Source organism: Roseibium sp. (genome assembly GCF_048261595.1).
In the GTDB taxonomy this organism is placed as follows: Bacteria; Pseudomonadota; Alphaproteobacteria; order Rhizobiales; family Stappiaceae; genus Roseibium.
Genome location: NZ_JBLXFW010000004.1, coordinates 255,133 through 277,584, shown reverse-complemented (window position 1 = coordinate 277,584; position 22,452 = coordinate 255,133). Strand labels below are relative to the sequence as shown.

General features: G+C 61.0%; 20 protein-coding genes and 1 tRNA gene. 9 read left to right on the top strand and 12 right to left on the bottom strand.

Annotated features, from left to right (window positions below):
• Positions 1 to 17 precede the first annotated feature (17 nt).
• The 6 genes from ACN0SY_RS14820 to ACN0SY_RS14795 all read left to right on the top strand — a co-directional run bounded on the left by ACN0SY_RS14820 (position 18) and on the right by ACN0SY_RS14795 (position 9,293).
• Positions 18 to 752: a nucleotidyltransferase family protein gene (locus ACN0SY_RS14820; protein WP_417688396.1), complete on the top strand. Its 735-nt coding sequence runs from the start codon at positions 18 to 20 to the stop codon at positions 750 to 752.
• 2 nt (positions 753 to 754) lie between these two features.
• Positions 755 to 3,913: a double-strand break repair protein AddB gene (gene addB, locus ACN0SY_RS14815; protein WP_417688734.1), complete on the top strand. Its 3,159-nt coding sequence runs from the start codon at positions 755 to 757 to the stop codon at positions 3,911 to 3,913.
• Positions 3,910 to 7,428: a double-strand break repair helicase AddA gene (gene addA / locus ACN0SY_RS14810; RefSeq protein ID WP_417688394.1), complete on the top strand. Its 3,519-nt coding sequence runs from the start codon at positions 3,910 to 3,912 to the stop codon at positions 7,426 to 7,428. Before addB ends, addA begins: the two co-directional genes overlap by 4 nt.
• Before the next feature lie 78 nt (positions 7,429 to 7,506).
• Positions 7,507 to 7,827 (top strand): thioredoxin, encoded by a 321-nt coding sequence (gene trxA / locus ACN0SY_RS14805; RefSeq protein ID WP_417688392.1) that lies wholly within the window; start codon positions 7,507 to 7,509, stop codon positions 7,825 to 7,827.
• Between the two features lie 134 nt (positions 7,828 to 7,961).
• Positions 7,962 to 8,597: a nucleotide exchange factor GrpE gene (gene grpE / locus ACN0SY_RS14800; RefSeq protein WP_417688390.1), complete on the top strand. Its 636-nt coding sequence runs from the start codon at positions 7,962 to 7,964 to the stop codon at positions 8,595 to 8,597.
• A 78-nt stretch (positions 8,598 to 8,675) separates the two neighbouring features.
• Positions 8,676 to 9,293, top strand: coding sequence for a trimeric intracellular cation channel family protein (locus ACN0SY_RS14795; RefSeq protein WP_417688388.1), 618 nt, complete (start codon positions 8,676 to 8,678; stop codon positions 9,291 to 9,293).
• 226 nt (positions 9,294 to 9,519) lie between these two features.
• On the opposite strand, the gene ACN0SY_RS14790 is transcribed toward ACN0SY_RS14795, so the two are convergent.
• The 10 genes from ACN0SY_RS14790 to aroA form a co-directional block, all read right to left on the bottom strand.
• Positions 9,520 to 10,416, bottom strand: coding sequence for an ornithine cyclodeaminase (locus ACN0SY_RS14790; protein ID WP_417688386.1), 897 nt, complete (start codon positions 10,414 to 10,416; stop codon positions 9,520 to 9,522).
• Positions 10,417 to 10,440: 24 nt separating this feature from the next.
• Entirely contained in the window at positions 10,441 to 10,797 is a 357-nt protein-coding gene (locus ACN0SY_RS14785; RefSeq protein WP_417688384.1) for a DUF1049 domain-containing protein, read from the bottom strand.
• Between the two features lie 117 nt (positions 10,798 to 10,914).
• On the bottom strand, positions 10,915 to 11,214 hold the full coding sequence (locus ACN0SY_RS14780; RefSeq protein WP_417688383.1) for an integration host factor subunit beta: 300 nt from the start codon (positions 11,212 to 11,214) through the stop codon (positions 10,915 to 10,917).
• A complete protein-coding gene (sppA, locus tag ACN0SY_RS14775) occupies positions 11,211 to 12,218 on the bottom strand; it encodes a signal peptide peptidase SppA (RefSeq protein WP_417688381.1) in 1,008 nt (335 codons plus the stop codon). Before sppA ends, ACN0SY_RS14780 begins: the two co-directional genes overlap by 4 nt.
• A gap of 129 nt (positions 12,219 to 12,347) precedes the next feature.
• Positions 12,348 to 12,725: a hypothetical protein gene (locus ACN0SY_RS14770; protein ID WP_417688379.1), complete on the bottom strand. Its 378-nt coding sequence runs from the start codon at positions 12,723 to 12,725 to the stop codon at positions 12,348 to 12,350.
• A 90-nt stretch (positions 12,726 to 12,815) separates the two neighbouring features.
• A complete protein-coding gene (locus ACN0SY_RS14765) occupies positions 12,816 to 13,244 on the bottom strand; it encodes an FKBP-type peptidyl-prolyl cis-trans isomerase (RefSeq protein WP_417688377.1) in 429 nt (142 codons plus the stop codon).
• Between the two features lie 158 nt (positions 13,245 to 13,402).
• Entirely contained in the window at positions 13,403 to 14,530 is a 1,128-nt protein-coding gene (locus ACN0SY_RS14760) for a 5-methyltetrahydropteroyltriglutamate--homocysteine S-methyltransferase (protein WP_417688375.1), read from the bottom strand.
• A 145-nt stretch (positions 14,531 to 14,675) separates the two neighbouring features.
• Entirely contained in the window at positions 14,676 to 16,376 is a 1,701-nt protein-coding gene (gene rpsA / locus ACN0SY_RS14755) for a 30S ribosomal protein S1 (protein WP_417688373.1), read from the bottom strand.
• 354 nt (positions 16,377 to 16,730) lie between these two features.
• On the bottom strand, positions 16,731 to 17,357 hold the full coding sequence (gene cmk / locus ACN0SY_RS14750) for a (d)CMP kinase (protein WP_417688371.1): 627 nt from the start codon (positions 17,355 to 17,357) through the stop codon (positions 16,731 to 16,733).
• Complete coding sequence (gene aroA, locus ACN0SY_RS14745; RefSeq protein ID WP_417688369.1) at positions 17,354 to 18,709, bottom strand: 3-phosphoshikimate 1-carboxyvinyltransferase; 1,356 nt, start codon at positions 18,707 to 18,709, stop codon at positions 17,354 to 17,356. The genes cmk and aroA overlap by 4 nt, the downstream gene beginning before the upstream one ends.
• Before the next feature lie 211 nt (positions 18,710 to 18,920).
• On the opposite strand from aroA, the gene ACN0SY_RS14740 reads away from it, so the two are divergent.
• The 3 genes from ACN0SY_RS14740 (at position 18,921) to ACN0SY_RS14730 (ending at position 20,082) form a co-directional block, all read left to right on the top strand.
• Complete coding sequence (locus tag ACN0SY_RS14740) at positions 18,921 to 19,316, top strand: TIGR02300 family protein (protein WP_417688367.1); 396 nt, start codon at positions 18,921 to 18,923, stop codon at positions 19,314 to 19,316.
• A gap of 146 nt (positions 19,317 to 19,462) precedes the next feature.
• A tRNA-Ala gene (locus tag ACN0SY_RS14735) sits at positions 19,463 to 19,538 on the top strand.
• A gap of 106 nt (positions 19,539 to 19,644) precedes the next feature.
• Positions 19,645 to 20,082: a YqaA family protein gene (locus ACN0SY_RS14730; protein ID WP_417688365.1), complete on the top strand. Its 438-nt coding sequence runs from the start codon at positions 19,645 to 19,647 to the stop codon at positions 20,080 to 20,082.
• 9 nt (positions 20,083 to 20,091) lie between these two features.
• On the opposite strand, the gene ACN0SY_RS14725 is transcribed toward ACN0SY_RS14730, so the two are convergent.
• The gene (locus ACN0SY_RS14725; protein WP_417688363.1) at positions 20,092 to 21,570 is read right to left on the bottom strand and encodes an SLC13 family permease; all 1,479 of its coding nucleotides are present in this window, start codon (positions 21,568 to 21,570) and stop codon (positions 20,092 to 20,094) included.
• A gap of 147 nt (positions 21,571 to 21,717) precedes the next feature.
• Positions 21,718 to 22,401: an energy-coupling factor ABC transporter permease gene (locus ACN0SY_RS14720; RefSeq protein WP_417688361.1), complete on the bottom strand. Its 684-nt coding sequence runs from the start codon at positions 22,399 to 22,401 to the stop codon at positions 21,718 to 21,720.
• Positions 22,402 to 22,452 lie beyond the last annotated feature (51 nt).

Genomic DNA, 22,452 nt, shown 5'->3' with positions numbered 1-22,452 from the left:
CAAGACCGGTAACGAGCATGAGCAAGACCTCTTTCCGTCCAGACACGGCCATGATCCTCGCAGCGGGCATCGGCAAGCGCATGCGGCCGATCACGGCGACGACGCCGAAGCCTCTCATCGAGGTAAATGGCCAGGCGCTGATCGATCACGGCATGGATCGTCTGGTTGCCGCCGGTGTGAAAACATGCGTCGTCAACGTCCACTATCTGGCCGATCTGGTCGAGGTGCACGTGAAGCGGCGCAAGGATCTGGAGATCAGGATCTCCGACGAACGTGCAGCGCTCCTGGAAACTGGCGGGGGCATCAAGAAGGCGCTGCCGCTCCTGGGCGACAAGCCGTTCTTTCAGTTGAATGCGGATACGTCCTACTGGATTGAAGGCGTCAAGCCGAACCTGGAACACATGATCGATGCCTGGGACGATGAGCGGATGGATATTCTTCTGCTTGTTTCCGAAACGGTCACGGCGGTCGGCTACTCGGGCCGCGGTGACTTCGACATGGCCAAGGACGGCAGCCTGACCCGCCGCCCGGAACGGGGCGTCACGCCCTTTGCCTATGCCGGTGCAGCGCTTATCCATCCGCGCCTGTTCAAGGACGCTCCCGACGGCGCCTTCTCCATGAATGTCCTGTTCGACAAGGCAATTGAGAACGGCCGCCTGTTCGGCGTGCAAATGGAAGGCATCTGGCTGCACATCGGCACTCCGGAGGCTATCCGCGCCGCAGAATATGCCGTGCGCGAAAGCGCTGCGTGACGATGGCGGCAGGTGGGCGTAAGGACAACATTTACACTGTGCCGCCCTCGGTTCCTTTCCTGAGAACCCTGGCGGAAAAGCTGGTCGATGGAACGCTGGTTCCCGGGTTTCGGCCGCTGGACGATCCGCTTCTCCTGTCAACCCTGACACTCTACCTTCCGACCCGCCGTGCTGCCCGGCTTTTGCCGGATATCTTCCTGGAGCTTTTCGATGGTCGACCGGTGCTTCTGCCGGTGATCAAGCCGGTCGGCGATGTTGATGAAGACGAGCAGCTTTTGCGCGCCGATGCGGATGCTGAAGCCCTGCCACCTGCCATGCCCATGCTTGAGCGGCATCTGGCCATGACCCGGCTGGTGATGGCCTGGAAGGGTGCCTTGCGGCGCGAGGTCCTGAGCCTGCGCCTGGACGAACCGCTGGGGGTCCCGGCCTCTGCCGCCGATGCTGCCTGGCTTGCCGGCGACCTTCTGACCCTCATGGACGAGATCGAGACGGAAGAGGCCGAATGGTCCGATCTGGAAAGCCTGGTTCCCGAGGACCATGCCCGCTATTGGCAGCTCACCCTCGACTTCCTCAAGATCGTCCAGCAGGCATGGCCTGCTCATCTCGCCGAACAGGGCAAGATCGACCCCAAGGAGCGCCGGTCCCTCTTGATCCGGCGCGAGGCGGAGCGGCTGGCGGCCTTTCCGCCGAAGGGGCCGGTGATCGTTGCAGGAACCACGGGATCGGTGCCCGCGACGGCGGCGCTGCTGAAAGCTGTCTCCGAACTTGACCAGGGCGTCATCGTTCTTCCGGGTCTCGACACCCACATGGACGTCCGCTCCTGGCAAGCGCTCGGCGGACGCGACGCCAAGGTGACAAGAGACGCTTCCATGCCATGGAAGGCGGTCCAGTCGGTCCCCGGTCACCCGCAGTATGGGCTGAAGCAACTGCTGGAAATTCTGGGCAGGGACCGGCGCGAAGTGAGGTCCCTCGGCAATGCCATGACGTCGGCTCTTTCCGACCGGGAGAAGATCGTCTCCGAGGCCTTGCGACCGGCAGAGACCTCCGATGGATGGATGGGCTTTCTGGCCGGTTTCGACGAGCAGCGCCGGGAAGCCGCCCTTGAAGGGGTTGGTCGGATCACCGCGGCCAACGAGGCCGAGGAGGCGCTTAGCGTGGCGGTCGCGCTGCGCGAGGCGCTGGACCGCGGCGAAAGCGCCGCTCTTGTGTCCCCCGACAGGTTGCTGGCCCGCCGGGTTGCCAATGAGCTGGCGCGCTGGAACATCGAGGTCGATGACAGTGCAGGGCGTCCGCTGGATCAGACGCCGCCTGCGATCCTCGCCATTCTGGCCGCTCGGCTCGCCCTTGAAGGCTGCGACCCGATCGATCTGCTGTCCTTGCTGAAGCATCCGCTCGCTCGCCTTGGGCTGCCGGTGAAAGACATCCGCTCATCGGCAAGAGCGCTCGAGCGCGGCGTTCTGCGCGGACCACGGGCCAGGTCCGGCACCGCCGGTCTGCGCGAGGCGGTATTGGCGAGCCGAGATCAGGCCCGCGAAGGTCGGCCCCCGGCCCGCTGGAAGAAGATCCACGACGAGGACTGGGATGCGATCCTCGATCTTGTTGACCGGCTCGCCGCAGCACTGAAGCCGCTGGAAGATCTCGCCGACACGACGGGTCCTGTGTCGGTCGTGGATCTCGCCAAGGCGCATGCCGAGGTGCTGCATCTGGTCGGTGTCGACGAGAGTGGCTCCGATACCGAGCTTTATTCCGGAGAAACCGGCGATGCGCTGGCCCTGTTCCTGACCGGTCTTCTGGAGGCAGGTGCAAGCGGACTTGAGATCAGGCCGGTGGAATGGCCTTCGGTGCTGGCAGCCTTCATGTCCGGTTCGTCCGTTCGAAAAAAGCTGCCCGGGGACCCGCGTGTCCAGATTCTCGGTCCCATGGAAGCGCGCCTGCAGTCACCGGATCTCGTCATTCTCGGCGGTCTCAACGAAGGCGTCTGGCCTCAGCGGACCCGCAACGATCCCTGGCTGAACCGGCCGATGAAGCGCGATCTTGGTCTCGATCCGCCCGAACGGCGCATCGGCGCTGCGGCTCACGACTTTGCGCAAGGCCTGGGCGCTGCCCGCGTTCTGCTGTCGAGGGCGGCCCGTGCCGATGGTGCGCCGACCGTCGGCTCGCGCTGGCTGCAAAGACTTCTGACGCTGGCAGGATCCAGCGCGACGAAGCAAATGGAAGGCCGGGGCAATCGCTATCGCCAGCTTGCCGGAATGCTTGACCGGACACCGGGCAGGGTCATCTCGGCGGAACGGCCCAATCCGAAGCCGGCACTTGCCGCACGTCCGAAGATGCTCTCGGTCACCGAGATTGAGCGTCTGGTGCGCGACCCCTATGCGATCTTCGCAAGGCATGTCCTCGACCTTCAGCCGGTCGATCCAATTGGCGGGGAACCGGGAGCAGCTGACAAGGGTACCATCATCCATGATGCCCTGGCCGAGTTCCTGGAAGAATGGTCCGGCCCCTATGACGAGGCTGCCGTTGCGCGCTTGGTCGAGATCGGCGCGAAACACTTCGAACCGCTGGACGCCTTCCCGGCTGTACGTGCGCTTTGGTGGCCGCGTTTCGAGCGCATTGCCCGCGGGTTCATAGCCTTTGAAGCCAACCGCTCAGAGCGGATCGAGCATCGTTTTCTGGAGATTTCCGGCGGTGTGGATCTGGCGCTGCCGGGACTGGAGTTCCGTCTGAAGGGACGTGCCGACCGGATTGACCTGATGAAGGATGGCACCATCGCGATCATCGACTACAAGACCGGGCAGGTGCCGTCGTTCAAGCAGGTTGAGGCATTGCTGGCGCCGCAGATGCCACTGGAAGCGGCTATGGTTCAGCGCCTTGGCTTCAAGGACGTGCCGTCGACACAGCCGATCTCCGAGCTGCTTTACATCCAGCTGAAAGGCGGAACGGAACCGGTCATGCCCCTGCCGCGCAATCCCAAGGACAAGGACCTGGGCGAGCTCGCCGATGATGCCTGGCAGCGACTGGAACAGCTCGTCGTCCACTATGCCGACGAGGCGAACGGCTATTTGTCCCGCGCGCGCGTTATGATGGAAGGACGGACGGACGGTCATTACGACCACCTAGCCCGCGTCCAGGAATGGTCCGTCGGCGGGGAGGAAGGCGAATGAGCGGCTTCCAGATTCCCGAGGCGACAAGACTGCGGCAGGACCGGGCCTCGCAGCCCAGGGCCTCCGCATGGGTGAGCGCTAATGCCGGGTCGGGCAAGACCTTCGTCCTGTCCCGCCGCGTCGTGCGCCTGTTGCTCGACGGTACCGATCCGTCTCGCATTCTCTGCCTGACCTTCACCAAGGCCGCGGCCGCCGAAATGGCGACCCGTGTGTTCCGGATCCTGGGTGACTGGGTAACCTTGAGCGACGAGCGCCTGGCCGCAGAGCTTGCGGATATTGACGGCCGGAAGCCGGATGCAGCGCGTATTCGCTTGGCGCGCCGCCTCTTTGCTCACGCGCTCGAAACGCCTGGTGGGCTGAAGATCCAGACCATCCACGCATTCTGCGAGGCACTGCTGCACCAGTTTCCACTGGAAGCCAACGTCGCTGGTCATTTCACCGTTCTGGACGACCGTATTGCCGGCGAGCTGATGGCAGAGGCACGAGCCTCCGTGCTTCATGAGGCCGAAGGCGACCCGGACAGCGATTTCGGCCATGCGCTCGCCATGTTGATCACGCTGATGCCGGATGCGAGTGCGGAAAAGGCGCTGGACGAGCTGATCCAGTCGCGCGACGCATTCCGTCGCTGGGTCGATGATGAGGGCGGTCTGGAAACGGCGCTTGCGCATCTGGCGGCAGACCTTGGCGTGAGCGCAGGCGAAGGACTTTCCGGGATCGAGGAGCGTTTCCGGTCGGATAGCCTGATCGACGAGAACGCGGCGAAGTCCTATGCAGAAGCGTTGAGGAGCGGCACAAAGACTGACATCGAGCGTGCCGACCAGCTGGTTGCTGCCTATGACCGCAGGGATGCGCAGGCCTTCAAGGAAGCCTGGGTGCCGATCTTCCTGACGGCCAAGCTGGAACCGCGCAAGTCGCTCGCGACCAAGAAGATCGCGGAAGCCTATCCGCAGGTGACGGAGGTTCTTGAAGCAGAGCAGGTCCGCCTTCTGGCGCTTCTGGAAGAGCGGGCGTCTGTCGTGACCTTCGAGGGCACGCGCGCTCTCCTGCGCCTCGCCCATGCGGTGATCGAGCGCTACGAGGCCGCCAAGACCCGCAAGGGCTTCCTCGATTTCGAGGATCTGGTGGTGCGCACCGCCAATTTGCTGTCCCGCTCCGATGCCGCCCAATGGGTGCAGTACAAGCTGGATCAGGGTCTTGATCACATTCTGGTGGACGAGGCACAGGACACCAGCCCACGCCAGTGGCAAGTGGTGCGCTCGCTGGCAGAGGAGTTTTTCTCCGGCGAAGGCGCGCGCGGACAGACCCGCACGATCTTCGCCGTGGGGGACGAAAAGCAGTCGATCTATTCGTTCCAGGGCGCTGTTCCTGCCTATTTCGATGAGATGCGCCGCACCTTTGCCCGCCGCTCTGAAGAAGCCGACCGGGTGTTCCACTCGGTTGACTTGCAGCTCTCATTCCGCTCGACACCCGATGTTCTGGGAGCCGTCGATACGGTCTTTGCCACGGAAGACGCCTACAAGGGTCTGTCCCAGGAACTTCAGGCGCCGGTGCATGAAGCCATCCGCAAGGACCCTGGCATCGTCGACCTTTGGCCGCTTGAACAGCAGGCCGAAATCGAGGAGCCGGATGACTGGCGCACGCCCCTTGATCGGGTCTCCAGTGGCAGTCCCATGCTGCGCGTCGCGCGGCGGATCGCAGAGACGATTTCCGGCTGGATGCGCGAGGGGACCGCAGGGCCCGGAGATGTGCTGGTGCTTGTGCGCAAGCGCGGTCCTTTCGTCGAGGCACTGAACCGGGAGCTGAAGTCCTTTGGCGTTCCAGCGGCGGGTAGCGACCGGCTTGTTCTGACCGACCACATCGCGGTGAAGGATCTGGCAGCGCTCGGGCGTTTCATGCTGCTGCCTGAGGATGACCTATCCCTTGCCTGTGTCCTGAAGAGCCCGCTGCTCGGTATGACCGATGACGATCTTCTGGAAATTGCCCGGCCTGCGACACCGGAAAAGTCTCGGCCGGGAACACTCTGGCAGGCGCTGGTGCGCAAGTCCGAACAGGATGAGAAATGGCAGGCCGTTAGACGTCAGCTGGAGCTTTGGCGCGACCGGGCCGACTTCATCCCGCCTTACGAATTCTACGCAAGGCTTCTTGCCGGAGACGGTGGACGCCAGCGTTTCCGAAGCCGTCTCGGCGTTGAGGTCGACGACGTTCTGGACGAGTTCCTGGCACTGGCCATGAACTACGAACAGGTTGGCACACCCGGTCTTGAAGGATTTCTTGCCTGGATGGCCGCAGCGCCTACCGAAATCAAGCGCGAACTGACCAACTCCAAGGGCATGGTCCGCATCATGACGGTGCATGGTTCCAAGGGCCTGGAAGCAAAGATCGTGATCCTTGTCGATCCGGGCGGCGCACCGGTTAGCGCTATCCACGATCCGGCGTTCCTTCCGCGCGAGCGGCTCCGCAATCCGCTCCTTCCGCCCGCCCTTGTCTGGTTGCCGACCAAGAACGATCGCACTCCCTGGCATGCCGAGGCCATCGACGGGCTTCGCGAGGGCCAGGAGGAGGAATACCGTCGCCTGCTCTACGTTGCACTCACCCGCGCAGAGGACCGGTTGATTGTTTGTGGCTGGGAGCCGAAACGCGGTGCCCATGAAGCCTGCTGGTACAACATCGTTGCCCGTGCCCTGAAACCGAGCGCGAGCGAGATCAGGAACGAGGCGGACGAAGTGCTCGCGTGGCGTTGGCAGAAGTCGGGGGGCGAGCCTGAGCCAAAGGTAGCGGCAGGCGCAGCCTCTCCTGTGGCTCCTGTCGAGAGCGGCGAGGCGGATACGATGCCCGCCTGGTTGACGGAGCGTGCGCCTGCCTTCGTTCGTAAGCGCCGGCTGCAGCCCTCAAAGGCCTTCGACGACATGGAGGCAAAGGATGGCGTCGTTCCGGTTTCCGGGGCCTCCCGGCTCGAGGCCAGACGCCAGCCCGCCGCCTGGCCGCTGGAACGCGGGCGCCTTGTCCACCGGTTGCTTGAGATCCTTCCCGATCTTGGCGAAGAGCAGAGATGGCCCGCTGCCGAGCGATTTGTCGATCAGACGCTTTCGGAAGAGTTTGCCGACTATCGGCAGCCGCTGCTGGACGATGTTGCGGCCATTCTCCGGAAGGAAGATTTTCAGCCACTCTTTGGCGAGAATGCTCGCGCAGAAGTCTCCGTCGTGGGTAGCTTGCAGGCCGAAGACGGATCGGAGGTTGCCGTCTCCGGTCAGATTGACCGCCTTGTGATCGAGCGGGATCGGGTTCTCATTGTCGATTACAAAACGAACCTGGTTCCGCCTCAAACAGCGGAAGCGGTGTCCCTTGAATATCTTGCCCAGCTTGCGGTCTATCGCCGTCTGATGACGGATATCTATCCCGGCAAGCGTATCGAGGCAGCGCTCCTCTGGACGGCCTTGCCGGCCCTCATGCCGATCCCTGAAAATTTGCTGGATGAGACCTTCCGTCACCTCGGCACAGAGGTCTCCCGAACTTGACGGATCACCGTCGGCTACCTACGTTCGGCGCAACGCATTCCGGGGTCCGGCCCCGATGATTCACGAAAGAGACACAACATGGCTACGAACACCATCACCGATGCCAGCTTTGAAAACGATGTTCTGAACTCGTCCGAGCCGGTCGTTGTCGACTTCTGGGCCGAGTGGTGTGGCCCCTGCAAGATGATCGCTCCGGCTCTTGAAGAGCTGTCCGACGAACTGGCTGGTCAGGTGAAGATCGCGAAGATCAACATCGACGAGAACCAGGACGCTGCCATGAAGTATGGCGTTCGCTCCATTCCGATGCTGATCCTGTTCAAGGATGGCGAGCCGATGGCAACCCAGGTTGGCGCTGCGCCGAAGGGCAAGCTGGCCGACTGGATCAAGAGCGCGCTCTGATCCCGCCATTTGGCAGGCTGCAGCTTCTCCCCTGGAGCTGCGGCTGACATATTGGATCTTGACCGTTCGGAGCGGGTATGTTGAGAGCATATCCGCCCGAATTCTGTTTATGACAAGTAGTGCTACGGACCAACATGACCGACGAAAACAAGACCCCTGCCGATCAGGAGCCTGAAGTGACCGCAGCCGGTGCTCAGGACGCGGAAGCAGTGTCCGGTGGTGATGCCGACGTCGATCCGATCGAAGTGCTCAAGGCCGAGAACGCCGAGCTCAAGGACCGCGCCCTGCGCACCATGGCGGAAATGGAAAACCTGCGCCGCCGCACGGAAAAGGAAATCAAGGACACCCGGCAATATGCAGTTAGTGGCTTTGCCCGTGACATGCTGACCGTGTCCGACAACCTGCGCCGCGCTTTGGACTCCCTGCCCGAAGAAGCGCGCCAGAATGCCGATGCCGGCATTGCAGCTCTCATTGAGGGCGTGGAGATGACCGAGCGCGAGCTGCTCAACCAGCTTGAAAAGAATGGCGTCAAGAAACTCGACCCGGCGGGCCAGAAGTTCGACCCGAACTTCCACCAGGCGATGTTCGAGGTTCCGAACACCGACGTGCCGAACAACACGGTGGTCCAGGTGGTTCAGGCCGGCTACCAGATCGGCGAACGTGTTCTGCGCCCGGCCATGGTCGGCGTCTCCAAGGGCGGACCGAAGGAAGCTCCGGCTGCAGCCGATGGCGGCGCCGAGGCTGGCCAGACGGTCGACAAGAGCGCTTGATCGGCGATACCTGATATGAGCTAGGAGAGCCGCTTTCCGGACGCACCGGAGAGCGGCTTTTGTTTTGGGGGATGAGGAATGCTGCTGCAGCTGTTGGACTACCTGGGTGTCGCGGTCTTCGCGATTGCGGGCAGCATTGTTGCATCCCGGAAAGGCCTCGATTTCGTCGCGTTTCTCTTCTTCGCAACCCTGACAGGGATCGGAGGAGGAACTTTGCGCGACCTTCTGCTCGATGTGCCGGTCTTCTGGCTGAAGTCGGAGGGATACCTGCTGGTCTGTCTCGGCGTCAGCATCTTCATGTGGTTCTTTGCCCATATTGTCGAAGGCTTCGGCAAACCCCTGCGCTGGGCTGATGCCATCGGGATGTCGGCCTATTCGGTCATGGGAGCGGCCAAGACGCTGAGCGTCGGCGATACGCCCGTGGTCGCGGTGCTGATGGGGGTTGCCACGGCGACGTTCGGCGGCGTCCTGCGCGACGTGATCGCCGGTGAACCCTCGGCCATCGTGAAGTCCGAGATTTACGTCACGGCCGCATTCGTGGGCGCTGGCGGCTTTGTCGCGATGAAAGCGTTCGGTCTCAGCGGTTGGGTCGCTGCGGCCATTGCGGCATTGCTTGCATTGCTGCTGAGAGGTGGCGCGATCGAATTCGGCTGGTCCATGCCGGGCTACAAGAACAACAAACGCAAGGACACATGAAAAAGCCGGCCATGGGCCGGCTTTTTTCATCATGGGACGGGCGTTTGCACTCAGGCAATTGCGGCAAATGCCACGAACGCTGCAAGGCCGGTGAATACGGCCGGTAATGTCCCGATGTAAAGCAATGTTCTGAACATGGCTTGGCTCCACATGTCGTTCTGACAACGACAGCAGCATGCCTTAAATCGGTCCTTCACTCTGTGACGCAGAACACGTCGCTGCGCATTCAGGTGCGAAGGAAAACGTGCCCTGCTGTAGCGAGGTCCGGCAGACCGTTGCTGTCGCCACTCATGAACAGTGTCACTTGCCCGTAGAATCGTCGGCCTGCCTTGGTTCCCTGGGTCAGTTCCCTCAGGTCCGCGGCTACATCCTCAAGCCCGGAGGCGATGCTGTCGTGCCGGTCGCCGACAAATAGACGCGCGGCTTCCAGCAGCCTTTGCGGCAATTCGTCCGCGGTGTTGACGAGGTCGACATGCACCCCGGACTGGACATCGTGGCTGCCAAGCAGCGCAAGTCCGTCCCCATGGACGCAAATGACGTCTGCGCCTTCCAGAGCGCCCTCGATGTCATCAGTGCAGGCAAAGGTCGTCTTGGGGAAGGTGGAACTGGCGGTCAAGTTGCGACAGGTTTCATTGGCATCCCCGATGAAAAGCACGGAACGGATGTCCCGTACGCACCTGTAGGCCTCAAGCATCTGTGCGAACCTTGGCGGCGAACCCAGAACCAGAAGCCGCGTCGCATCTTCTCTGGCCAGGTAATGCACAGCAAGGGCATGCTGGGCACAGTGTCGCCATCCTGCCAGGGCGATCCCGTCAAGAAGGGCGACCGGTTGCCCGTGTTTGCCGGACATGAGGAGATAGGCGCTGGAAGCAGGGGACTTGGCGTCTGCCGTATCAATCGAGAGGCTGCAGCCGATGTAACCCCGATCATCATGTCCCTGCAGGGCGAAGTTGGTCCAGGCGGGAGACATGGTCATCGTGGACGCATTCCCGCCTGTGCGTTCGATCGAAAATCGTGCCGGTTCCGGCACGATGGTTGCCGATCTGTATGCACGTCGAAGCGTTTCGATGACTTCCGGAAATGTAAGGGTGCTCTCGATCTCGTCGCTGGAAATGAGTCTCATTCAATCCAAGTCCCGGATCGAGCGTCAGGCCGCGCTACGGCTATCGGAGCCGGGGAGTGCCGGAGCGGAAGACGCCAGCTCCTTGGTTTCCCGCAACTGGTCTGCCTCGCGGTGCCACTTGTCTGCCTCACGCCGCTTCACCCGCGCTTCCTTGCGCCATTTGCCCTGTTTGGCCCACGCACCAATGCCACCGAGCAGAATGCCGACGCCGAGAGAGGCGAAAAAGACCCAGAACAGCGGAATGTCGACAATCGTCAGATTGGGGTCCGCCGGATCAAAGGGATTTAGGGAGATCGAAACCGGGTGACGGTTGGCAACCGACAGAGGAACCAGAACGATCGCAACTGCGATCAGGATCATGTTCTTGATGAAACGGGTCACATGTGTCTCCCATGAGCAGGTCAGTCACGAAACGGCAACACCAGCCGAAAACCACCGGACGCAGTCTGCCGGATACGCAGCACAGCGAATGCGATTGCCTCGTGACCTGTTTAGCTCTTAGTCGTCGCCGTGGTCCACACCGTCATTCAGTCGCACCCGCATTTCTTTTCCGGTCTTGAAGAAGGGAACGAATTTTTCCTCGACTTCGACTTTCTGGCCCGTGCGGGGATTGCGACCGACGCGCGCCGGGCGGTTCTTGACGGAAAAAGCTCCGAACCCTCTAAGTTCTACCCGATCACCGCGCATCAGTGCCTCAGTGATCTCGTCCAGGATCGCATTGACGATGTTCTCGACGTCGCGCTGGTAGAGATGCGGGTTTTGTTCGGCTATTTGCTGAACCAACTCCGACTTAATCATTGGCCGCCCCCTCGAACTGCTGACTTTTCTTGTGCCGCTCCCGGAGCCTGCCAAACGGACACGAGGCCGTCAAGCGTAATAGCGGGAGAAATCAGCCATTTAGCGAGGTCCATCTCGTCAATTAGTCCATTTGCAATGCCGAGTCCGACCCCTTTGGCCATTTTCACGGAAATCGGCAGGCTTTCCTCCGTGTCCTTGGAGGACCAGTCGAGTACCGGCAAATCCGCCGGTACGGACTTCTCGTTTTCCAGCCAGGCAATGGCCGCCTTCTCGCCGCCGATGGCGTCGATCAGGCCATTTGCCTTGGCCGCATGTCCGGAATAGATGCTGCCATCGGCGAGTGCTTTCGCGCGGGCCGCGTCGAGATCTCGACGTTCAGCCACCAATGCCACGAACCAGTCGTAGCTGTCGTTGACCAGCGTCCCAAGCATGGCTTTGGCTTCCGGTGATGTCTCGGAGTAGAAATCCGGTTCGGCTTTCAGTGGCGCGCTTTTGACTGCATCCATCTCGACGCCGATGTTTTCCATCAGCTTTGCGATGTTGCCGTACTGAAACAGAACGCCGATTGATCCTGTGATCGAGTTGTAGCGCGCAACGATGTGATCAGATGCAAGTGCGATCATATAGCCGGCGGACGCCCCGACCGTGCGAATTTCGGAAACCACCGGTTTGGATGCGCCGAGTTCCCTCAGGGCCTCGTAAAGCGCTTCCCCGCCGGTTGTGCTGCCGCCCGGAGAATTGATGGAGACAATCACACCCTTCACGGCATCGCTCTTGCCGATTTCCTCGATCAGCTTCAGCTGCTGGCGGTTTTCAAGGATTACACCGTCGATCGCAATGCGGGCGACATGCGGCCGCCGCTTGGAAAACTCGTTGAGTTCCGTCGTCGCAAGGATTGCTGCAATCAGCCCTACGGCCAGGATAACGAAGGTGGCAACACGCCAGAAACTCAGCTTCCGGCGCATTCTGCGTCGGTCAACCAAAACGTCGGCATCCAGGCTCATGACGTCGCAAACTCCTCGGGGCGTAGTGATCGCTCGCCCCTAGATAGGGTGGAAATCAGCATCATTGCAATTCCAATCACGTCGAACTGCTGCCTATTGCGGAGCAATCATCTGTTCATGACCGGGCACTTACGCTGCTGCCTTGTCTCGTGAGCGGAAAACCACGATCAGGAAAAGGACCATCGAGGCCAACGTCAGCACCGAGCCGAGTTTCGCGAATAGTTCACCCTTTTCCTGGATGGCTAGCACGATCCCGGGAATGACCAGCCAGAAACCCACGCTCGCCACGGCAAAATGGACCTTCGGCAGGAGACCGGCCGCGGCCCGCGGGACGGCGTGGTAGTAAAGGCCGAACAGCCCCATGGTCACCCAGCCGATCAGGTTTATGTGCGCGTGAACCGGTGCAAATGTGTAATCGTGGGACGCGGACATGTGGATGCCGAGAGCCATTCCCACGATCACATAGACCACACCAGTGAAATAGAACCAGAAAGCAAGGCCACGCATCGTCTCTCCCCCCGCGCGTTATTTGGTATTCCCAAGGATAACGTTACGGGAGAAGGGGCCTTGGTGCCAGATATTCTGCCGCCGAAAGGGTCAGGCGATGGCAACGAGCGAGAACGCGAAGGTCAGGTCCTTGCCGGCCAAGGGATGGTTTGCATCCAGAAGGACTTCAGTTTCAGAGACTTCGGCAATCATGACCGGCATGACCTGGCCATTCGGGGTCTGGACCTGCAGTTGAGTTCCAACCTGAAGAGGGATGTTGTCCGGGAACTGTTCGCGTGGAACCGGCTGCATCGCATTCGGGTCCTTCGCGCCGTAGGCTTGCTCGCTCGGAATGTGGACGGTTTTTTCCTCGCCGACTGTCATGCCCGGTATGGCATTGTCGAGGCCGGGGATGATCTGACCCGAGCCAACTGTGAATTCCAGCGGATCGCGGCCTTCAGAGCTGTCGAAAACCGAGCCGTCCGAAAGGGTGCCCGTGTAATGGATGCGAACCGTGTCGCCCGACTTGACTGTGGTCATCGGCGTGTCTCTCATTCTGTTTTTAAAGTGAGTTTTTGAGGCCACGCGCTTGGCGCAGGTACTCAGTGTGATTGCTCCAGCGTAGCGACTGTGGACCAAAAGTCAAAAGGGCGGCCCGATGGACCGCCCTCAGCTTTATTGGAGATGGACTGCGACCGTTACTTGTCGACGCCGCCCCAGATGGCTTCGGCTGTCTTGACCACAAGCTCCAGCTTTTTGCGCTGATCGTCCATGGTGACCTTGTTGCCTTCTTCGGTCGATGCGAAACCACACTGCGGGGCGATGCCCAGCTGGTTGATGTCGCAGTACTTGCCGGCCTCGTCGAACTTCCGCTTCAGATCGTCGATGTCTTCCAGTTCGGGAGTCTTGGTCGTGATGAAGCCCGGCAGAACCCGCTTGGAGCCCTTCGGCAACAGGCGGAGCGGCTCCAGGGAGCCGGCGCGGTCCGTGTCGTACTCCATGAAGTAGATGTCGATGCCGGTCTTGTTGAAGATGGCATCAGCCGCCATGTCGTAGGCGCCTTCGGCAGCGTGCGTTGAAGCGAAGTTGCCGCGGCACAGGTGCATGCCGATCTTCATGTCTGCAGGACGGTCCTTGATGGCCTCGTGCATCATCCAGGCGTAGCGATCAATCAGCCAGTCCGGATCCTGTCCCAACGCTGCCTTGGCTGCGCGATGCTTGGGGTCGCACAGGTAAGCGAAGAAGATGTCGTCCATTTGCAGATAACGGCAGCCGGCCGCGTAGAATGCCTCGACAGCCTTCTTGTAGGTGGCGGCGAGATCCGCGAACAGGACATCCAGGTCCTTGTACTCGGCAGGTGTGATGTCTTCCGGTGCCGTGCGGAAATGGCAACAGGATGGGCCCGGAATGGAGATCTTCGGCTGGACCTTCGTGTTCGCCGCGACGAACTTGTAGTGTTCCAGCATCGGATGGTCTTCGGGGAAGTCCAGCTTGCCGGTGATCGTCGGGTGCGTGGGCGGAATTGTCACGCCGTGGAACTGCACGCCGACGGCGCGTTCCACCAGGGTGAAGCCCGTCAGCATTCCCATGAAGTCGAAGTGCCAGAACTTGCGCCGGAACTCGCCGTCCGTGACGGCCTTGAGGCCGACGTCTTCCTGAAGCTTGATGACGTCGGCGATGGCCGCGTCCTCGATTTCCTTCAGCTCGTCTGCACTGATCGACTTGTCTTCGTAGAACTTCTTGCGTGCTTCCTTGACGCTGTCCGGCCGCAGCAAGCTGCCGACATGGTCTGCGCGATAAGGTGCGCCAGTGACTGGCTCGGTCATCGGATCCCCCCTGGTATCAAACGATTGCTTTGTTAAGTGTCACCTTACCTATAGCGCGTCGCGGGGTTCGTAAAGCGGCAACAAAAAAGCCCGGCGTTTCCGCCGGGCTTTTCCAGTCTTGCCAAGAGTATTGGCAGGACGTGTCTTATTCGTCGGAGCCAGCCTGCTTGAGAGCGGCACCCAGAATGTCGCCGAGGGACGCGCCGGAGTCAGAGGAGCCGTACTGAGCGACTGCTTCCTTCTCTTCTGCGATTTCCAGGGCCTTGATCGACACGCCGACCTTGCGGGTCTTCTTGTCGAACTGGGTGATGCGGGCGTCGAACTTGTCGCCAACCGCAAAACGCTCCGGACGCTGGTCACCGCGTTCGCGGGACAGGTCGGCACGGCGGACGAATGCGGTCAGGTCGCTGTCAGCGATCTTCACATCCAGGCCACCTTCCTTGATGTCGACAACTTCACAGGTGACGACTGCGCCCTTGCGCAGTTCGCCGGCTGCACCGGAGTCCATCGGGTCACCGCCGAGCTGCTTGATGCCGAGGGAGATACGCTCCTTGTCGACGTCAACATCGAGGACAACGGCCTTGACCATGTCGCCCTTCTTGTACTCTTCGATGACCTGTTCGCCCGGACGGTTCCAGTCGAGGTCGGAGAGGTGAACCATGCCGTCGACGTCGCCGTCGAGGCCAATGAACAGGCCGAATTCGGTCTTGTTCTTGACTTCGCCTTCGACTTCGGTGCCGGACGGATACTGTTCAGCAAATGCATCCCACGGGTTCTGCAGGGTCTGCTTGAGGCCCAGGGAGATGCGGCGCTTGACCGGATCGACTTCCAGGATCATCACTTCGACTTCCTGGGAAGTGGAAACGATCTTGCCCGGATGGACGTTCTTCTTGGTCCAGGACATTTCGGAAACGTGGATCAGGCCTTCGATGCCCGGCTCCAGTTCGACGAATGCACCGTAGTCCGTGATGTTGGTCACGCGGCCGGAGAACTTGGCTTCGATCGGGTACTTGGCTTCGATGCCATCCCACGGATCGGTTTCAAGCTGCTTCATGCCGAGGCTGATGCGATGCGTGTCCTGGTTGACGCGGATGATCTGCACCTTGACGGTCTGGCCGATGGTGAGAACTTCCGACGGATGGTTGATGCGGCGCCACGCGATGTCGGTGACGTGCAGCAGGCCATCGATGCCGCCGAGGTCGACGAACGCACCGTAGTCGGTGATGTTCTTGACGACGCCTTCCACGGTCTGACCTTCTTCGAGGCTCTGGACCAGTTCCGAACGCTGTTCGGCGCGGGTTTCTTCCAGAACGACGCGGCGGGAGACCACGATGTTGCCGCGGCGCTTGTCCATCTTCAGGATCTGGAACGGCTGCGGGGTGTGCATCAGCGGGGTAACGTCGCGAACCGGGCGGATGTCCACCTGGGAGCGCGGAAGGAAGGCAACAGCGCCATCCAGATCGACGGTGAAGCCGCCCTTGACCTGGTTGAAGATCTGGCCAGTAACCTTTTCGTTGGCTTCGAAAGCAACTTCGAGGCGAACCCAGCTTTCCTCGCGGCGTGCTTTTTCACGCGACAGGACGGCTTCGCCGAGCGCATTTTCGACGCGCTCAAGGTAGACTTCGACTTCGTCGCCGACCTTCATTTCGCCGTCGCGGCCCTTGGCGCCGAATTCCTTCAGCGGCACGCGGCCTTCGACCTTCAGGCCGACGTCGATGACGGCGAGGTCTTTTTCGATTGCGACAACGGTACCCTTGACCACTGCACCTTCATAAAGGTCGGTCTGGGTAAAGGACTCTTCGAGAAGAGCTGCAAAATCCTCGGTGGAGGGATTCAGTTCAGACATTGAAACTCCTGGTGCCAATCCTGGCAGGCCGCCGGCGGGTTTGTGTTGCATTGAGGATCCAGAAGCCGCCCGGAACAGAGCCTTTGGCCTTGTTCTTCCGTTGCCGATTGGCAACGGGCCGGCGGGGCGAGCGGCATTGGTTCCCTTGTCTGCCCTGACATTCCGGGGAGTGTCAGAACAAATTCCAAGCGGACCGAGCGCTTCGGGGAAGCAATACCATCCGCAAAAATCTATGGTTTGATAAGCTGCGCCTCAGGCACGGCTTGTCGCGTCAGGCTGGCATGAAAGCATAAGTGCCAACGCGTGGACCTGATCCGGAGCGAAAACTCTTGGAGCAGGCTTGTGACGAAACAACTACGCAGCGCGTGCTTTTTCGACGATATCCACAGCCGCCTGAAACGCCGTCTCTATATCCATTTCCGTCGTGTCAAGCAAGTGCGCATCCGCAGCCTGCTTCATCGGAGCGACCGTCCGCTGGCTGTCGCGCTCGTCACGACGCTTCAGATCGGAGAGCACGGAGGCATATTCCGCCTCCTGCCCCTTGGACAGAATCTCGTCTGTCCGCCGCTTTGCGCGCGCTTCTGGCGAGGCGGTGACGAAGAGCTTCACGGTTGCGTCGGGGCAAACGACCGTGCCGATATCCCGTCCGTCCAGGACAGCACCTGGTGGCGTTGCGGCAAATTCTTTCTGAAGGCGAACGAGCTCGCCACGAAGCCCACCCAGAACCGCTACGCGCGAGGCGGCTTCGCCAACCTCATGCGAGGAAAGCAACGACTTGTCCATCTTGGCAAGGTCGAGATGCCGGGCCATCTCAATGGCGATCTGTTCGTCGCCGAGCGGCAGGCCCTTGGCCAGCAGTGCCGCGGCGACCGCCCGATAGGTCAACCCGGTATCGAGGTGGCGCAGCTTGAAGTGTTCTGCCAGGCGGCGGGCGAGGGTTCCCTTGCCGGACGCGGCCGGACCGTCGATCGCGATAATCATGCCGCCTCGCTGTCGTTGCCGAGAAACTCCGCACCAAGACCGGCAAACAGGCTGGTGAAAGTCGGGAAGCTGGTCGCGATGACTGCCCCGTCGTCAACAGTCACCGGCTTGTGCGCCGCCATGCCCAGGACCAGGAATGACATGGCGATGCGGTGATCGAGGTGTGTGACGACCGTACCGCCACCGATCTGATCGGCGCCGCCCGTCACGGTCAACGTGTCTTCGGTTTCGGTGCAGGGAATTCCGTTTGCCTCAAGGCCGCGAGCGACCGCGGCAAGGCGATCGGACTCCTTGACCCGCAGCTCATCCAGCCCGGGCATGAAGGTATCACCTTCGGCAAATGCGGCCGCAATCGCCAGCACCGGATATTCGTCGATCATCGACGGTGCCCGGTCGGCAGGAACGGTAATGCCCTTCAGCTTGCTGTGCTTGACGCGGATGTCGGCAACTTCCTCACCGCCGGCACTGCGCTTGTTCATCAGCTCGATGTCACCACCCATTTCGATCAGGGTGGTGATCAGGCCCGTCCGGTGTTCGTTCAGCATGACGTTTTCGATGGTCACGTCCGATCCGGGAACAATCAGCGCGGCGACAATCGGGAAGGCGGCCGAAGACGGGTCGGCTGGCACATCGATGTCCTGCGGCTTGAGTTCCGGTTGACCCTGAAGCTTTATGACCCGCTCACCAGCATCATTGACCGTGACCTTGATGTCGGCTCCGAAGCCGGCCAGCATTTTTTCGGTATGGTCTCGTGTCGCAATCGGCTCGATCACGGTTGTCTCACCCGGGCAATTCAGGCCAGCCAGAAGCACGGCGGATTTGACCTGGGCCGAGGGCATGGGAACCCGGTAGGTGATTGGCAGCGGCTGCTTGGCGCCGCGGATAGACGCGGGCAGGCGATCTCCGGAGCGTGCGATCACATTCGTGCCCATGTCACGCAAGGGATCGAGGACACGACCCATCGGGCGCTTCGATAGCGAGGCATCGCCGACAAAGGTTGCGGCGATATCGTGAGTGCCGAAAATCCCCATGGTCAGACGAACGCCGGTCCCGGCGTTGCCGAAATCGATCACGCCTTCCGGCTCAAGCAAGGAGCCGAGGCCGACGCCGTCGATGACATAAGTGCCATCGTCCTGTCGTGCGATCTTGGCGCCGACTGCCCGCATGGCATCAGCTGTCGCCAGAACGTCCTCTGATTCCAGAAGGCCCTTGGCGGTAGTGCGGCCGACTGCGAGCGCCCCGAACATGAGGGCCCGGTGCGAGATCGACTTGTCGCCGGGAACGCGAACAGTGCCGGTCAAGGCGCCGGTGGCACGGGCGGTCAGGGGAGCGGGCGTGGAGCCGTGGGACATGCGTAAACTTTCCGATGCAGATTACTCGAGACGAAAGCGCCTCTTGCTACCATGAGCAGGGCCATTCGTCATCCGCTCAGATCCTTGAATTTTTACCTGTCTCGTGCAGAAGTTTGGACGACTTCGAAATTTTGAGTGATTTGGCTTTGACAGGGGGGCGCTTCCAAGGTTATGGGGCGCCGAGAGACATAGAAGACGAAGGGTTAGCACAGTGGCAAAACCTGAACTTGGCACAAAGCGGCTGTGCCCAAGCTGCGGCGCAAAATATTACGACCTCAACCGTGATCCGATCACGTGCCCGAAATGCGGCGGGGTCTTCCAGGCGGTAATGACCTCACGTTCGGCTAAGGCCGCAAAGGTGCAGGAAAAGCCGGAAGACGATGAGGATGAAGAGGATCTGGCCGGGGCTGAAATGGTCACCCTGGAAGAGGCCGATGCCGAAGCTGAAGGCGACGGCGACGATGTGCCGGATCTTGACGGCGACGACGACGTCGATCTCGATGACGACGACGACGGTGATGACGACGTCTTCATCGACGACGAAGACGAAGACGATGAAAGCGTTCCAGGCATTCGCGTCGACATGGAAGACGATAGCGAAAGCTAAGTGGCTGTTTCTGAGGGGAAATTATCCTCCAGAAATTATCCACAGAGGGATTTGAAATTCGTCGCAAATTCCTCTTGATCGATACGGGCGGCACGACTATGTTCCGCCCACATCGACGCCGGGCACCCAAGCCGGCCATGGAGATCGGGGCTATAGCTCAGTTGGGAGAGCGCTTGAATGGCATTCAAGAGGTCAGCGGTTCGATTCCGCTTAGCTCCACCATCTCCGGTACGATGTTACTCATCTCCCCAATCAACATAATGACGTTGGCGTTTTCCTTGAGCCGGATGATGATTCGGATCTGGTCGCTCGTTCAGGCCACAGCGCGATGATCGCGGCGAGCTCGCTTGCGGGGCTGTTTCTCGTCTCGTTTCTGGCGGCAACGATTCTTCCGGCGCAGTCGGAACTGGGTCTGTCCGGCCTTATCGCCGCCGATGCGGCATCCGTTCCGCTCCTGATCGCCGTCGCGAGCATCGGAAATACGCTCGGATCAGTGGTCAACTGGCTGCTTGGCCGCGGCGTCGATCAGTTCTCGGACCGCCGCTGGTTTCCAGTGACGCCGGACAAGCTCCAGAGGGCATCGCGCTGGTACCAGCGCTATGGAAAGTGGAGCCTGTTGCTGAGCTGGGCGCCCGTTATCGGGGATCCGCTGACGCTTGCGGCGGGGGTCCTGCGTGAACCCTTCCTGCCGTTTCTCATCCTTGTGGCGATTGCCAAGACCGGGCGTTACCTTGTGGTGGCAGCTATTACCCTGGGTTTCGTCTGAGGGACGTCGTCAAAGTCCGAACACCCATCTGCCGAAGGTCATGGCGACGATAAAAGCTCCGAGGATCGCGACGACGTCGAGAACGGCTCCCGCGCGCAGCATCTGCGCGGAAGAGACGGCGCCGGAGCCGAAGACGATGGCATTCGGTGGTGTCGCCACGGGAAGCATGAACCCTAAGGACGCGGCAAGCACCACCGGCATGGCCAGGGCCAGGGGACTTTCCCCGATCCCGACGGCCGCCGCTCCCGCAACGGGGAGAAAGACCGCCGCCATGGCCGTGTTCGAGGCAAGCTCACCGAGATAGACAATCACGACCATCACGGTGAGAACGAGCAGATAGGGGGGAAGATCCCCAAGCGCGGTGACCGAAGATCCGACCCAGTCGGCAAGGCCGGTACTCCCGATCGCCTGAGCCAGCGCCAAGCCGCCGCCAAAGAGGATGAGCACATCCCAGCGCAGGGTCTTGAGATCGTCCCAGCCGAGAATCTGTGTGCCGCGTGAAAAATCGTCGGGCAGGATGAACAGCAGAATTGCGCCTGTCATGGCGATGCCCGCGTCGGTCAATGGCAGACCGGGAAAAAAGTGCAGGATCAACGGGCGAAGGAGCCAGCTGAGTGCGACGGCAATCATGACCAGTGCGACGGTCTTTTCCTGCCGGTTCATCGGCGGGAGGCGCTCAAGCACCGGTTTCGAGACGCCCGAACCATCCTGGTCGAGCTGGGAGGGAATCCTGAACGATATTCTCGTGAGTATGAAAAAGGTCAGGGGCAGCAGCAGCGCTACCGAAGGTAAGCCGATCATCATCCAGGATGCGAAGCTGACATCCAATCCGTAGGTCTGCTGCAGGAAAGCTGCAAAGAGCGCGTTGGGGGGCGTGCCGATCAACGTCCCCATGCCGCCGATGGTGGCCGAGTAGGCGACCGACAACATCAGGGCCGGCGCAAACATTGTGTCCACCATTCGGTCCTGCGTTGTTCCGCGTCCCTTGAGGCTGCCAGCAATGGACAGGGCGATCGGCAGCATGACCATCGTGGTCGCCGTGTTGCTGATCCACATGCTGAGAAATGCGGTTATGCCCATAACGCCTGCGATCAGGGCCGCGGGCCTCTCACCGGTACGGGATAGCACTGCATAGGCCAAGCGGCGGTGGAGCTTCCATCGCTCGAGACCCTTTGCGAGGATGAAGCCTCCAAGAAAAAGGAAGATGAGCGGGTTGGCGTAGGCCGTTGCCGTTTCCTCGAAGCTCGAAATCGAGAGCAAGGGAAAGAGAACCAGCGGCAACAATGCGGTGACAGCCAAGGGCGCAGCTTCGCTCATCCACCAGATGGCAATGAGGACCGCTGCGGCTGCCGTTGCATGCGCTTCCGGCGGCAGACCTTCGGGATGCGGCAGCAGAAAGCCAAGCGCAAACGCGGTGATACCCACGACGAGCCCGATTTGCCTGGCATGCTTTCCGGCCGCAGTTTCCGTCATCTGCTTGTCTGCCACCTTCGGGCCCCTTTCTGACCTGGCCGTATTCAACTGCCATAGTCGGGCACCCGGTCGTGTTCGGCGTTGAGCGGGGTCAACTGCAGGCATAAAAAAACCCGGGGTCGTTGCCCCGGGTTTCGATCTGTTGGATGATGCGGCAGTCGTCTAGGCAACTGCCGAATGGAGGCGGGACTGCACAAGGGCCGAGCCCTTCAGGCCCGAGAGCGTCTTCGCACCGGCGAGGACAGCCAGATCTGCGAGAGGCTCCATGATGACGACCATCATGTAGGCTGCGCCGAAGCTGAAGACCGACGTCATGTTCTCGGCTCCGAAGCCCTGACCGTAGAAGGCCCAGAATGCTACCCAGCCGACAACGCCGCCCTGGTAGGCGGTGGAAAGGGCGAGAGCCTGTCCGTAGTTGACGTCAACATAGGCAGTCTTTTCCGGGATGATCTTGCGAGCAACAGCAGCGACCGCAAGGAGCGGAACAAGAAGCGTCGTGACGTTCATGCCGTACTGGGGCAGATCGAACGGTGCAAAGAACAGGCCCTGAAGCAGAAGGCCGGCAGCCAGGCCGATAGCAGAGGCGCCGGCACCGAAAATGAGGAACAGGGTCGAGCCGAGGATGAAGTGAACCTCGGAAACGCCAACCGGGTAGTGCGGGAGAATCTCAAAGAAGCTGAAAACCAGGGCGGTCGTCAGGACGCTGCGGGCTGCAAGTCCGGTGATCCCACCGTCCTTGTGCAAGGCCTGCGCGGACATCTTCGCGACAAGTCCAATGGAAGCAATAGCAGTTGCGTAGCTGAGGGTGAGCTTGGCACCATCTACGATGCCCGGTTCGATATGCATGTCTGTCTCCTGTCCACACCCACCGTGCGGGAGGTTTCCTGATGTACCGGC

Bases quoted from the DNA above. Each gene is read 5' to 3' on its own strand.
- grpE (WP_417688390.1), top strand. From the start codon at position 7,962: ATGACCGACGAAAACAAGACCCCTGCCGATCAGGAGCCTGAAGTGACC.
- ACN0SY_RS14780 (WP_417688383.1), bottom strand. From the start codon at position 11,214: ATGATTAAGTCGGAGTTGGTTCAGCAAATAGCCGAACAAAACCCGCAT.
- ACN0SY_RS14765 (WP_417688377.1), bottom strand. From the start codon at position 13,244: ATGACCACAGTCAAGTCGGGCGACACGGTTCGCATCCATTACACGGGC.
- trxA (WP_417688392.1), top strand. From the start codon at position 7,507: ATGGCTACGAACACCATCACCGATGCCAGCTTTGAAAACGATGTTCTG.
- ACN0SY_RS14790 (WP_417688386.1), bottom strand. From the start codon at position 10,416: ATGAGACTCATTTCCAGCGACGAGATCGAGAGCACCCTTACATTTCCG.
- aroA (WP_417688369.1), bottom strand. From the start codon at position 18,709: ATGTCCCACGGCTCCACGCCCGCTCCCCTGACCGCCCGTGCCACCGGC.
- addA (WP_417688394.1), top strand. From the start codon at position 3,910: ATGAGCGGCTTCCAGATTCCCGAGGCGACAAGACTGCGGCAGGACCGG.
- ACN0SY_RS14760 (WP_417688375.1), bottom strand. From the start codon at position 14,530: ATGACCGAGCCAGTCACTGGCGCACCTTATCGCGCAGACCATGTCGGC.
- ACN0SY_RS14720 (WP_417688361.1), bottom strand. From the start codon at position 22,401: ATGCATATCGAACCGGGCATCGTAGATGGTGCCAAGCTCACCCTCAGC.
- ACN0SY_RS14770 (WP_417688379.1), bottom strand. From the start codon at position 12,725: ATGCGTGGCCTTGCTTTCTGGTTCTATTTCACTGGTGTGGTCTATGTG.
- ACN0SY_RS14795 (WP_417688388.1), top strand. From the start codon at position 8,676: ATGCTGCTGCAGCTGTTGGACTACCTGGGTGTCGCGGTCTTCGCGATT.
- addB (WP_417688734.1), top strand. From the start codon at position 755: ATGGCGGCAGGTGGGCGTAAGGACAACATTTACACTGTGCCGCCCTCG.
- ACN0SY_RS14730 (WP_417688365.1), top strand. From the start codon at position 19,645: ATGATCGCGGCGAGCTCGCTTGCGGGGCTGTTTCTCGTCTCGTTTCTG.
- cmk (WP_417688371.1), bottom strand. From the start codon at position 17,357: ATGATTATCGCGATCGACGGTCCGGCCGCGTCCGGCAAGGGAACCCTC.
- ACN0SY_RS14820 (WP_417688396.1), top strand. From the start codon at position 18: ATGAGCAAGACCTCTTTCCGTCCAGACACGGCCATGATCCTCGCAGCG.
- rpsA (WP_417688373.1), bottom strand. From the start codon at position 16,376: ATGTCTGAACTGAATCCCTCCACCGAGGATTTTGCAGCTCTTCTCGAA.
- sppA (WP_417688381.1), bottom strand. From the start codon at position 12,218: ATGAGCCTGGATGCCGACGTTTTGGTTGACCGACGCAGAATGCGCCGG.